Consider the following 13275-nt stretch of genomic DNA (forward strand, 5'->3'; position numbering starts at 1 on the left):
TTATGGAGATAAGATAATGAAACATTCAAGAAGAGCCCGTCGAAGCTGCACACAAAAGAAACAACTTGTGCCAATGCTACTTGGTATCGCATTATTAGTAGTGACTCTACTATCTATTTTTCTAATCTTTCTAAAACAGCCATCTAAGCAGCAAAGTGATTCCAAAGCTTCAACGGTAGAGACAACAGCCAGTTCGAGTGTTATGACTTCAGAAAGTAGTGAAGTAAAAACAGAAATCATTTGGGAACAGCAAACTGAACCTATCAAACTTCCAATCCTCATGTATCATGCCATTCACGTAATGGCTCCCGAGGAAGAAGCTAATGCGAATCTTATCGTAGATCCAACGACTTTCGAAAGTCATCTAAAAGCATTGCAAGATGCAGGTTACTATACTTTATCACCTGAAGAGGCTTATAAGGTATTGACAGAAAATGTCCTTCCTGCTGGCAAAAAGGTTGTCTGGCTAACCTTTGACGATAGCCTCTGGGATTTTTATAGTTATGCCTACCCATTGCTTAAGCAATATCAAATGAAGGCAACCAACAATGTCATTACAGGGTTTACTGAATATGGACAAGCAGGGCACCTTACTCTTGATCAAATCAAGGAAATGCAGACCGTAGGGCTCTCCTTCCAAGGGCATACCGTCAACCATCCTGATTTAGAGTATAGTTCTATTGAGGATCAAACAAATGAACTTACTTCCTCTAAAGCCTATCTTGACAGCCAATTAAATCAGGAAACCATCGCTATCGCCTACCCTGGTGGACGATACTCAGCAGATACCGTGGCATTGACAGAACAAGCTGGCTACAAACTTGGTGTGACTACTAACAACGGCTTAGCTTCTGCTAGTGACGGATTACTGACTCTCAATCGTGTTCGCATCCTCCCAACCACTACCGCTGAGGGACTATTATCAGAAATTTCCTATTAATTTTCACAAACATGTATATGAGAAAACTCCCTGTCACTGACTGGGGAGTTCGTTTTTTATTTAGATTCACTAAACTGACTTTGATACAGATTATAATAGAAACCTTTGTCAGCCAAAAGACTTTCGTGGTTACCTTGTTCGATAATCTGTCCATCTTTCAAGACCAAAATCTTATCAGCTTCCTGAATGGTAGATAAGCGATGGGCGATGACGAAACTTGTCCGCCCTTTCATCAACCGTTTCATGGCCTTTTGAATCAAGAGTTCCAAACGAGTATCAACTGAAGAAGTCGCTTCATCAAGGATAAGAATGGCAGGATCCGCCAACAAGGCACGCGCAATAGTCAAAAGCTGTTTCTGACCTTGGGAAATATTGCTGGATTCCTGGTTCATTTCCATATTATAACCGCCAGGCAGGGTACGGATAAAGTGGTCAACGTTGGCTGCTTTGGCAGCCTCCACAATTTCCTCATCCGTCGCATCCAGACGTCCAAAACGCAGGTTTTCCTTGATGGTCCCTTCGTAGAGCCAAGCATCCTGCAAGACCATACCAAATTGACTACGGTAGGATTGACGAGAAATCTTTCTAATATCCTGACCATCCACCTTGATAGCACCGGATGTGACATCATAGAAACGCATGAGAAGGTTGATGAGGGTTGTCTTACCAGCCCCTGTTGGTCCAACGATAGCCACCATTTCACCTGGCTTAACATCAAGATTAAAGTTTCGGATAAGCGGCTTGTCTTCTGAATAGCCGAATTCGACCTGTTCAAAGCTGACTTGTCCGGTCAAACCAGCTGTCAACTCTAGCGCATTGGCGTCTTCTTCGTCAAGCTCATCTAAGACTGAAAAGATGCGTTCAAGGGAAGATTTAGCAGACTGCAACTGGGGTGCCAACTGGGTCAAGGTTTGGACTGGCTGAGAAATCTGCCAGACGTATTGGACGAAGGCCTGCATATTACCAACCGTCAATGTACCTGCAAGAACTTTCAGACCAGCAAGTAAGGCCACGACTACATAGGCAATGTTCGATAAGCCGTGTACCAGGGGCATGAGCAAACCAGACATAAAACTAGCCTTGAAACCAACTTCCTGCAAATCTGCGGTAATCTGGCGAAATTCTTCTGTAGAAATTTCTTCACGGCCGTAGAGTTTGAGAACGTTAAAACCTGTCAGATTTTCTTGGACAAAGCCGTTCAATCGACCTAGGGCATCAGCCTGTTGCTTGAAATAAGGCTGGGATTTGCCCATGACAAACTTGGAACCAAAATAGGTCACTGGAACCAAGGTTACGACTACGAGTGCTAGGGATACATCCAACCAGAAACACATGAAAATGGCTAGAGAGAGAGTCAGAACGGCATTGACTAGCTGGAGAAAACTTTGTTGCAGAGCATTCGACACAGTCTCCACATCGCTTGTAAAACGACCTAGCAAATCACCATACTGGTGCTTGTCAAAATAAGAAACAGGAATCTTGTTAATCTTGTGACTCAAATCCTGCCGCAGTTCCTTGGTTGCTCCCTGTACCGCCTTAGTCATGAAATAGGTAGAACCATAGGCGCCGATTTCATACATAAGGGCACGAAGTGCATAGAGCGCAAGCATGATGGCAATGTAGGAATAGTTAATCTGCGCTCCGTCTACTCCATTTGCCATATCCAACAGATTCTTGGTCAATTCTGTGATGATAAGCCCCAATACAAAGGGTTCCAAGGCATTCATAACTGCACTGATGGTCTTTAGAAAAACAGCTAAAAATACAGAAGATTTGTAACGACGCAAATAGTCCCAAACACGGGTAAATACTGATCTATTCTTCATAATTCCTCCTATTCTTCTGTTAGCGATTGACGGTTAAGCTGAGAGTTGGCAATTTCTCGGTAAATCTCATTGCTTTCCATCAATTCATTGTGGGTGCCACGACCGACAATTTCACCTTCGTTCAGCACGATAATCTGGTCAGCATCCATAATGGTTCCGACACGTTGGGCAACAATCAGCACCGTCGCATTTTCCGTTACTTCCTTCAAACGAGCTCTCAAAATGGCATCCGTCTTATAATCCAAGGCTGAGAAGGAATCATCAAAAATGTAAATGTCTGGCTGTTTGACAATGGCACGCGCAATGGACAAACGTTGCTTTTGCCCGCCTGACAGGTTGCTTCCGCCTTCTGCTAGATGGGTGTCGAATTTTTCTTCCTTACTCTCGATAAACTCCTTAGCCTGAGCCACATCCGTCGCATCATGAAGTTCAGCAAGACTAGCATCCATCTTACCGTACTTGAGGTTTTCTGCGATTGTTCCGGTAAATAGCAGAGCTTTCTGCGGAATAAAGCCAATCTTGCTGCGGAGTGCCTTTAGATTGTAGCGTCTGACGTCCACACCGTCCACCAAGATACGACCAAGTGTCACATCATAGAAACGTGGAATCAAGTTGACCAAGGAAGACTTGCCAGAACCTGTTGAACCAATAAAGGCAATGGTTTCACCAGGCTTAGCCTTAAATGAAATATTGTGGAGAACAGGCGATTCCGTTTCACCAGGATAGGCAAAAGTTACATTTTCAAATTCCAAATAACCACGAGTGTCTGTTTCAGTAATCCCTTCTTCATTCTTAGAAATGGAAATGGGCATATCCAAGACTTCCTGAATCCGTTGGCTCGATACCGACATCCGTGGATACATGTTAAACAAGTTGGCAAAGAGCAAGAATGAGAAAAGCGCATGGAAACTATATTCTATAAAGGCTACCAAATCACCGATTTGCAGACTGCCTGTTTTCAAGGGTTCCAAAGCAAACCAGACAATGGCCACAATCATGGCAATGATAATCTGCACAAAAAGAGGCTCTGTCAAACCAGTCAGATTAAAGAGTTTTTTGGAAATATCGGTATATTCCTCATTGACCGACTCAAAGCGCTCCTCTTGAAACTCCTCACGAGTAAAGGCACGAATGACACGTAAGCCCATGAGATTTTCACGAACATATTGGTTGATCGTATCCAAGCGTTTTTGCTGTGTTTCAGATAGGGGACGGGTCTTAGTTGCCACATAGAAAATAACGATAACAAGAAACGGCATAGCTACTGCGACTGTCCAAGCCAGACTTGGACTAGTTACCAAGGTCATGATGACAGAGGCAATCATCATCAAGGGAGTGATAATTCCCAGCTTCAATACCATCTCCGCAAACTGCATCAAGACAAAAGCATCATTGGTCATACGAGCAACTAGAGAAGAAACACCAATCTGCTCATATTCATGATGAGAGTAGTCCTGAATTTTCTCGTACAAATCATTTCGAATATCTTTTACGATATTGGTCGTCAACTGTCCAGCCGCATAGGCAAGCGTTATTCGTCCAACAATTCCAAGCAAGACGATCAAGCCCATCATTCCCGCCCAGAAATAGAGCTGACTAACATCGTTCTTTGTAATTCCTTGGTCAATCATCCTAGCCAAAAAAGTCGGCAAGCCCAAATTGACCACTACAAACAAGAAGGCCCCCAACAAGTCCAAGGCAATCCACTTAGGATATTTTTTTAAGTAGGTCCAAATCAGATTCATCTTATCTCCCTTTCTATATGTTAAAAAGGGGTATAACCCCTTCTGTAAAGTTAAAAGCCACCAAACGGTGACTTTCTATTCTTTCTCGTCGATCACTAAACGAACTTTTTTATCACTTGTTGGAACAGAATAGACAATCGTTCTGATTGCAGAAATTGTGCGTCCTTTTCTACCAATGATACGTCCAATATCAGATTGATCCAAATCCAAATGATATTCCAAGAATTCAGGTGTATCAACAATTTTTATTGTCAAGCTATCAGGCTGTGAAATCAAAGGTTTCACAATCGCAATAATGAGATTTTCAATCATGTCCATAAGTGTTCTCGCTTACTGTTCTTATTTAGAGAATTTTTGTTCGTGGAATTTCTTCAATACGCCAGCGTTTGAAAGAAGGCTACGAACTGTATCAGATGGTTGTGCACCTTTTGCCAACCACTCAAGTACACGCTCTTCTTTAAGAGTTACTGAGTTTTCAGCCAAAAGTGGGTTGTAAGTACCAACAGTTTCGATGAAACGACCATCACGTGGTGCACGTGAGTCTGCAACGTTGATACGGTAGAAAGGTTTCTTTTTAGAACCCATACGAGTCAAACGGATTTTTACTGCCATTTTTAAATGTTCTCTTTTCTTTGTATTTTTATTTGGTGAAATAGCAGAGCTATTTAGCACATGTTCTATTATACCACACTTTAACAGGGTGTCAAGAAAAAAACTTGACAGGTTTTAAAAAAATTTATTGCTCGAGCATATCTGCTAGTTCTCTCAGTTGACTTGCTAGATTTATACGGTCAAACAGTAAATTATAGACTCCATCTTCACTCAATACTCCGCAAGGAATACCATTGAAATCCCCCTTATTAGATAAATCAAGATCTTCCATATAGATCTGGCTCTGGTAATAATCTAATAACTGTAAATAAGTCGATTGTTCCTGATTGAGTTGGGTCACACTATCGGAAAGGGACTTGTTCAGCTCTAGATGCCTGTTAAATATTTTTTCCATTTCCTCTACACGTTTTCTTGCTTCCATAATATTTTTCATTAGTGTGTACTACCACCACCCTTTTTTATATCCTCTTTATCCCTATATTCAACGATTGCTCCTATGGCTACTTCAACTCCTCTTACAATATCGTTCAAAGACATGGAAGCCAGTCCTGGCTTGTCGACAACCTGCTCTGGCAAGAAGGGAATATGGAGAAAACCGGCCTTAGTCTTTGGAAATTGTTTCTCCGCCAAGTAAAGAGCTTGATACATGAGATGATTGCAGACAAAGGTCCCAGCAGTATTAGAAACAGAAGCTGGAAGCCCAATCTTATGAATAGCTTCAACCATTGCTTTGATGGGTAAGGTGGAGAAATAAGCAGGCTGACCATCTTCTCGAATCGTTCTATCAATCGGCTGTTGCCCTTCATTGTCTGGAATGCGTGCATCATCTTGGTTAATGGCTATACGCTCAGGAGTTAAATCAACTCGCCCACCAGCCTGACCAATACACAGTACCGCATCAGGTAAATGCTCTGCCATTTTCTCCTCTAAAACATCCGCAGCCTTGTCAAAAACAGTCGGAATCTCTACAAGAATAATCTCTGCACCAGCAATGGTCTTAGGTAGAGATTTGATTGTTTCCAAGGCTGGGTTAATAGATTCGCCACCAAAGGGATCAAAGCCTGTTACGATGATTTTCATACTTCCTCCTCCAAAATAATTTCTCCGTAGTGAAATTTTTGATTAGGTCTGACATGACGTTTAAAGCCAAATTCTTCAAAGACCTGATCTCGAAAATGAGCCTTTATAATCAATTTCTTCCTAGCTACTCGTTTAGCCTCAGATACAATTTCCTCCGTTAAACGACTTCTGTCAGCCAAACCAGCCAAACCAGAAAGATTTTGTGATTCCTTGATTTCTTCTGAAAACATGGGATCAAAGTAAATGACATCAACAGACTTATCTATTTGCTCTTTCAAATAAGTCAAACTATCTGTCCAAATTGTCTGGATAGATTTCATGGCTCGATTGACCTCTTGCAGTCCACTATCAAAATCCTGTAAACCTCGACTCACAATAAAGTGCACTAGCTTAGAACTTTCCAAGGCTGTCACCCGATGACCAGCACTTGCTAACACAATACTATCAGATCCCAAGCCCATAGTACAGTCTATTATTGATTGTTTTTCTTTTCCAAGCAATCCTAAAAGCGGATCTCTTCCAGACTTAATCCGCAACATGGCAGTATCTGGATGGAAAAATAAAACCTGCCCGCCCCTCTGCTCTAGTATCAATTTATCCTTATAAAGAACCAAGACAGCCTCGTAGGTACCCAACATTTTTCCAACCGACTGCTTCTTTCTTTCCTTGTATTCAATTCCCAGTTCACTGGCAATTCGTCTAGCCCTATAGACCAGCCCCTCATCCATCCCAAGACTAGTTGTTACAATCATTTTCATACTCTTCAGTATATCAAAAAATCAGGACGAACTCAAAGCTCATCCTGATAGTATCTTCTATATAGCCTGTGTCATGAAGCTACGGCTCTCCAGCACTTTGACCATGGCTTCTGCTGTATCGAGGGCCGTAAAGAGGGGAATTCCTCCTTCAATGGCAGAGCTTCGAATCACTTGCCCGTCGCCGTCGGCCACACGTTTTTTACCAACCGTATTGATAATCGCCTGAACCTTACCTGCCCGAACAAGACTAGGAATATCCTGGCAAGAGTCATCGCCTAATTTACCAACAAGAGTCACTGATAGTTCATTTTCAGCTAGAAAGGCCGCCGTACCTGCTGTAGCCAGCAAGCCATACCCCAATTCATGGAATCGTTGAGCAAGACCAAGTGCTTCTTCCTTGTCTTCATCCGCGATGGTAAATACAACATTACCAAACTCGGTTAGGTGCTGATAACTTGCTTCAAAAGCCTTATAAAGTGCTTTTTCAAGAGTTGTATCAGACCCCATAATCTCACCAGTAGACTTCATCTCTGGTCCTAACAAACTGTCAACTTTAGCCAATTTTGTAAATGAGAATACTGGTGCTTTAACGTGCACCTGATTGCTCTCAGGATAAAGACCGTCTTGGTAGCCAATTTCCGCAAGACTTTGCCCCAAAATCAATTTGGTTGCAACCTGGGCCATTGGAATGTCTGTGACTTTGGACAAGAATGGAACCGTACGACTAGCACGAGGATTGACTTCGATAACATAAACCGTTTCATCCTTGATAACAAACTGGATATTCATCATACCAATACAGTTAAGACCGATTGCCAAGCGTTTGGTGTAGTCTGCAATGGTCGCCTGCACCTCTTTAGACAAGGTTTGTGGCGGATAAACTGCCATCGAGTCACCTGAGTGAACCCCAGCTCGCTCGATATGCTCCATAATACCCGGAATCAAGACATCCTTACCATCTGAAATTGCATCCACTTCACACTCACGACCGACGATATACGAATCCACCAAAACTGGGTGCTCTGGTGAAGCCTTGACCGCCGTTCTCATATAAGAACGTAGGTCCTCTTCATTTTCGACAATCTCCATAGCACGACCGCCCAAGACATAAGAGGGACGAACAAGTACCGGGAAACCAATTTTGCGGGCCGCTTCTAGTGCTTCCTCTTCGTTGGTTGCGGTTTGACCTGGTGGCTGTGGAATCCCTAGGTCTTTCAGGGCTTTTTCAAATAAATCCCTGTCTTCAGCTCTATCCAAATCCGCTACTTGCGTACCCAAGATTGGAATACCTACTTTGGCCAATGGCTCTGCCAAATTGATGGCCGTCTGGCCACCGAACTGAACGATAACCCCTTTTGGTTGCTCAAGGTCAATCACATTCAAGACATCTTCCAAGGTCAACGGCTCGAAGTAAAGCTTGTCCGAAACCGAAAAGTCAGTTGACACTGTTTCAGGGTTTGAGTTCATAATGATGGCTTCGTAGCCAGCCGCCTGAATGGCCTTGACAGAATGCACTGTCGCATAGTCAAACTCCACACCCTGTCCGATACGGATTGGACCTGAGCCCAACACCAAAACAGATTCTTTTTCCGAGCGGATGGACTCATTTTCCCACTCATAAGTTGAATAGAAATATGGTGTTGAACTTTCAAATTCGGCCGCACAAGTGTCCACCATCTTGTAAACAGGGACAATTTTGTGCTCTGTCCGCAGTTGACGAATGTAGGATTCTGTTCTGCCCCAGAGTTCCGCAATCTTACGGTCTGCAAAACCGTATTTCTTGGCTTTTTTCAATAAATCAATATTATCGTGATTGATTGCCAATTCCTGCTCGATTTCTAAGATATGAAGCAGCTTATCAAGGAAGAAAAGATCAATCTTCGTCAATTGAGCCAGTTCTTCTACTGTATAGCCACGTCGAAGAGCTTCTGAAAGATAGAATAAACGATCATCCTGTGCCTTGACAATCTTTTCAACTAATTGGTCATCTGTTGCTTGGCTGAGTTCTGGCATTTCATTGTGATAGACTCCGATTTCCAAAGAACGACAGGCCTTGAGTAAACTTTCTTCGATATTACGACCAATGGCCATGACCTCTCCAGTTGCCTTCATCTGCGTTCCAAGGCGGCGCTCCCCTTTTTCAAACTTATCAAATGGGAAACGTGGAATTTTTGCCACAACGTAGTCAAGTGCAGGTTCAAACATAGCATAGGTTGTTCCTGTAACAGGGTTTACCATTTCATCCAAGGTCAACCCAACCGCAATTTTTGCTGCCAATTTGGCAATCGGATAACCTGTCGCTTTGGATGCCAAGGCAGACGAACGAGACACACGTGGGTTCACTTCAATGACATAATATTTGAAACTATGTGGATCAAGTGCCAACTGCACATTACAACCACCCTCGATTTTGAGAGCACGGATGATGCTGAGACTGGCATCACGCAACATCTGGTTTTCAATATCCGAAAGCGTCTGCGTTGGGGCAAATACGATAGAATCTCCTGTATGAATTCCTACAGGGTCAAAGTTTTCCATGTTACATACGACCAAGGCATTGTCAGCCGCATCGCGCATCACTTCGTATTCAATTTCCTTGAAACCAGCAATGGAACGCTCAATCAAACACTGGGTCACCGGTGACAGTTTCAAACCATTTTCTGCAATTTCACGCAATTCTTCTTCATTGGCACACATACCGCCGCCAGTACCACCTAGCGTGAAGGCAGGGCGGACGATAAGAGGATAGCCAATTTCACCAGCAAATTCCAAAGCCTCTTCAACTGTTGTCACAATCGTTGACTCAGGAATAGGTTGATTGAGATCTTCCATGAGTTGTTTGAAGAGGTCGCGGTCCTCTGCCTGATCAATTGCAGACAGTTTGGTTCCCAACAGCTCAACTCCAAGCTCATCTAAAATACCAGCCTTAGATAATTCCATGGCCATGTTGAGACCAGTCTGACCACCAAGAGTCGGCAAGAGAGCATCTGGACGCTCCTTCCGTAAAATCCGTGTGACAAATTCAAGCGTAATCGGCTCAATATAGACCTTATCCGCAATTTCCTTGTCTGTCATGATGGTCGCAGGGTTTGAATTGACCAAGACAACACTATAGCCTTCTTCCTTTAAAGCCAAACAAGCCTGAGTCCCAGCATAATCAAACTCTGCAGCCTGACCGATAATAATCGGACCAGACCCAATCACCATAATTTTCTTAATATCCGTACGTTTTGGCATAATTTTAAGATATTAAGGGCGTTAAGCGGACACAGTCAAAATAGGAGTTTGACCAAGAACGCTTGCGTTCGAGGAAAAACTATCTTTTTGATCCAGTCCGTAGCCCGAATTCAATTACAAAATCCGAGCAACAGAACACCCTACTCCTTTCTATTTTCTATCTCTCCGGATAGAATTAAATAATTCTCCGACGGGAGAAAATGGATTCGACATTAATCCATTTTCGAGCTAGTGCAAGGGATAGCCTGACCTCCATAGAGGCAGGCGTAGGGAAATGAGTTGCCAGCAACCATTGACCTGTCCCTTGCCTTTCTATTCGTCGCCTCTCTGAGCGACATTAAATAAGATAAGTCCGACGCAGTAAGGTTTAGTTCGACAGTGGTTAAACCTTATTGCCCTTTTTTAAACGAATCCATCAATTCCATAAATTCATCAAACAAATAGCTGGCATCATGTGGACCAGGTGCAGCATCTGGGTGGAATTGAACAGAGAAACCTGGATAGTACTTGTGGCGTACCCCTTCTACTGATTTGTCATTGATTTCTTCATGAGTAATCATTAAACATTCAGGTAAATCTTCACGAGCCACTGCATAACCATGGTTCTGACTGGTAAAGTCCACTCGACCTGTCGCAATTTCACGAACAGCATGGTTGAAACCACGATGACCAAACTTCATTTTATAAGTCGTTGCCCCATTTGCTTTAGCAAAAAGTTGGTGCCCCATACAGATACCAAAAATTGGAATTTTCCCAAGAATCCCACGAATCATTTCTAGCGCTTCTGGAACATCATCTGGATTTCCTGGGCCGTTTGATAGCATGACACCATCAGGATGGAGGGCAAGAATTTCTTCAGTAGTCGTATCATAAGGGACAACTGTCACATTACAATCACGCTTGGCTAACTCTCTAAGAATAGAATGTTTCAATCCAAAATCAACCAGAACGACACTGCGTCCAACTCCAGGTGCAGGATAGGCTGTTTTAGTCGATACTTGCTGGATGTTGTTGGTTGGCAAAACAGTCGCTCTCAACTGGTCTGTCAAATGCTCAACAGAATCACCGACATTTGCAAGAGTCGCCTTCATGGTACCGTGCTGACGAATAATTTTAGTTAGGGCGCGTGTGTCAATTCCAGAAATTGCTGGAATTTTCTTAGCCTTTAAAAATTCATCCAAAGTCATCTGGTTACGCCAGTTACTTGCCCGACGAGCCCACTCACTGACAACCACTCCCTTACAAGTCGGCTTGATTGACTCGTAATCATCACGGTTAATCCCGTAATTTCCTACCAAGGGATAGGTAAAGGTTAAAATCTGACCATTATAAGACTGGTCCGTGATAGATTCCTGATAACCTGTCATCCCAGTTGAGAAAATCAACTCACCAGTCACATCAATATCAGCACCGAAGGCCTCCCCTTCAAAAATAGTACCATCTTCTAAAATCAAACGTCTTTTTGACATAATAATAAGATATTAAGGGCGTTAAGCGGACACAGTCAAAATAGAAGTTTGACCAAGAACGCTTGCGTTCGAGGAAAAACTATCTTTTTGACCCAGTCCGTAGCCCGAATTCAGTTACAAATCCGAGCAACAGAGCACCCACTCTCCTTTCTATTTTCTATCTCTCCGGATAGAATTAAATAATAGTCCGACGTTTGTACTGTCAATTCGATAATAATTGACTGTACAAACTAGTGCAAGGGATAACCTTGAAGTATATCACCATTTCTAAGAGCAGGTGTCAACATCTCAGCGCAGTGGTTGATTGGTAAATTTGTTCGCATTCTATACTCCAAATTTAACCTCTACGACTGATGCGAACTTTGTTCGCTCTATTTCCAACTTCCAACTATCTCCCAGACAGTTGGAACTATGCGGGGGTGGGAGTGAAACAGTCTGGGAATAGACTGTTTCAACTCAACAACTTAAATTAAAGACTTGTTGAAGAACTCTTTTTTACTTTTCGAGTTCTTTCCCACTCCCAGGCGTAGGTCAATGAGTTGCTCGCAACCATTGACCTGTCCCTTGCCTTGCTATTCGTCACCTCTCTGAGCGACATTAAATAAGATAAGTCTAACAGATTTCTAACTGCTTAGTTCTAAGATACCTGAACAGTTTACTTTTAAGCCTTGCCATTGACAATTGCTTCCAAAATTGCCATCCGAACAAAGACACCATTTTGCATTTGACGGACAATACGTGATTTTGGCGCCTCTACCAATTGGTCATCGATTTCTACATCACGGTTAACAGGAGCCGGATGCATAACAATTGCAGTATCTTTCAAGCGTTTGTAGCGGTCCTCTGTTAAACCATGCAAACGGTTATAAGTTTCTTTAGAGAAACCACCATCACCATCATGTCGTTCGTGTTGCACACGGAGCAACATCAGTACATCTACCGTTTCCACAATATCATCAATATTCAAATGCTGACCATAGACATCAAATTCCTCTGCGTACCATTCCTCCGGTCCAGCAAAGAAAATCTCGGCTCCCAGACGTTTCAAAATTTGCATATTGGACTTAGCAACCCGTGAGTGTGTAATATCACCTGCAATGGCAATCTTCAAGCCTTCAAAAGTTCCAAATTCTTCATAAATAGTCATCAAATCAAGTAGGGATTGGCTTGGGTGTTGGCCTGAACCATCACCACCATTGACAATTGAAGTCTGGATGGTAGGACTATCAATCAATTGCTTGTAATAATCCACTTCCGAATGACGAATCACGCAAATGTCTACACCGAGTGCCGACATGGTCAAAATGGTATCATACAAGGTTTCACCCTTATTGACTGAGCTGGTACGAGCATCAAAGTCAATCATTCCCATATCCAAACGAAGCTCTGCCATTTCAAAAGACTTATGCGTCCGAGTTGAATCCTCGAAGAAAAGGTTAGAAGCATAGTACTTCCGATCCAACTCTACCTTTTCACCGCGTTTAAAAGCAATACCACGTTGAATGAGTCCCAATACTTCTTCATTTGAGAGGGTCTCCATTGTAACCAAGTGTTTGAGTGAAACTTTACCATTTGTAATTGTCATGATGATACCCCTTTATGATCTAG

11 protein-coding genes are annotated in these 13275 nt (G+C 42.8%); 1 reads left to right on the forward strand and 10 read right to left on the reverse strand.

Annotated features, from left to right (window positions below; translation table 11 throughout):
• Positions 1-16: 16 nt before the first annotated feature.
• The gene (locus K5Q29_RS02615) at positions 17-940 is read left to right on the forward strand and encodes a polysaccharide deacetylase family protein (RefSeq protein ID WP_105139464.1); all 924 of its coding nucleotides are present in this window, start codon (positions 17-19) and stop codon (positions 938-940) included.
• A gap of 56 nt (positions 941-996) precedes the next feature.
• On the opposite strand, the gene K5Q29_RS02620 is transcribed toward K5Q29_RS02615, so the two are convergent.
• The 10 genes from K5Q29_RS02620 to K5Q29_RS02665 all read right to left on the reverse strand — a co-directional run bounded on the left by K5Q29_RS02620 (position 997) and on the right by K5Q29_RS02665 (position 13252).
• The gene (locus K5Q29_RS02620) at positions 997-2766 is read right to left on the reverse strand and encodes an ABC transporter ATP-binding protein (RefSeq protein ID WP_024410100.1); all 1770 of its coding nucleotides are present in this window, start codon (positions 2764-2766) and stop codon (positions 997-999) included.
• A gap of 8 nt (positions 2767-2774) precedes the next feature.
• The gene (locus K5Q29_RS02625) at positions 2775-4511 is read right to left on the reverse strand and encodes an ABC transporter ATP-binding protein (protein ID WP_105139465.1); all 1737 of its coding nucleotides are present in this window, start codon (positions 4509-4511) and stop codon (positions 2775-2777) included.
• Between the two features lie 75 nt (positions 4512-4586).
• Positions 4587-4829 (reverse strand): KH domain-containing protein, encoded by a 243-nt coding sequence (locus tag K5Q29_RS02630; protein WP_012028079.1) that lies wholly within the window; start codon positions 4827-4829, stop codon positions 4587-4589.
• Positions 4830-4850: 21 nt separating this feature from the next.
• Positions 4851-5123: a 30S ribosomal protein S16 gene (gene rpsP, locus K5Q29_RS02635; RefSeq protein ID WP_002940682.1), complete on the reverse strand. Its 273-nt coding sequence runs from the start codon at positions 5121-5123 to the stop codon at positions 4851-4853.
• A 124-nt stretch (positions 5124-5247) separates the two neighbouring features.
• Positions 5248-5556, reverse strand: a complete 309-nt coding sequence (locus tag K5Q29_RS02640; protein ID WP_029171816.1) for a DUF4298 domain-containing protein — start codon at positions 5554-5556, stop codon at positions 5248-5250.
• Positions 5556-6203, reverse strand: coding sequence for a pyroglutamyl-peptidase I (pcp, locus tag K5Q29_RS02645; protein ID WP_105136122.1), 648 nt, complete (start codon positions 6201-6203; stop codon positions 5556-5558). The genes K5Q29_RS02640 and pcp overlap by 1 nt, the downstream gene beginning before the upstream one ends.
• Complete coding sequence (locus K5Q29_RS02650; protein WP_105139466.1) at positions 6200-6955, reverse strand: class I SAM-dependent methyltransferase; 756 nt, start codon at positions 6953-6955, stop codon at positions 6200-6202. The genes pcp and K5Q29_RS02650 overlap by 4 nt, the downstream gene beginning before the upstream one ends.
• 63 nt (positions 6956-7018) lie before the next feature.
• Complete coding sequence (gene carB / locus K5Q29_RS02655) at positions 7019-10198, reverse strand: carbamoyl-phosphate synthase large subunit (RefSeq protein ID WP_221876904.1); 3180 nt, start codon at positions 10196-10198, stop codon at positions 7019-7021.
• Positions 10199-10587: 389 nt separating this feature from the next.
• Complete coding sequence (locus K5Q29_RS02660; protein ID WP_221876905.1) at positions 10588-11667, reverse strand: carbamoyl phosphate synthase small subunit; 1080 nt, start codon at positions 11665-11667, stop codon at positions 10588-10590.
• A 661-nt stretch (positions 11668-12328) separates the two neighbouring features.
• On the reverse strand, positions 12329-13252 hold the full coding sequence (locus K5Q29_RS02665) for an aspartate carbamoyltransferase catalytic subunit (protein WP_105139469.1): 924 nt from the start codon (positions 13250-13252) through the stop codon (positions 12329-12331).
• Positions 13253-13275 lie beyond the last annotated feature (23 nt).

Origin of the sequence: Streptococcus sp. 2018037 (assembly GCF_019754195.1) — a bacterium.
Classification (GTDB): Bacteria; Bacillota; Bacilli; order Lactobacillales; family Streptococcaceae; genus Streptococcus; species Streptococcus hashimotonensis.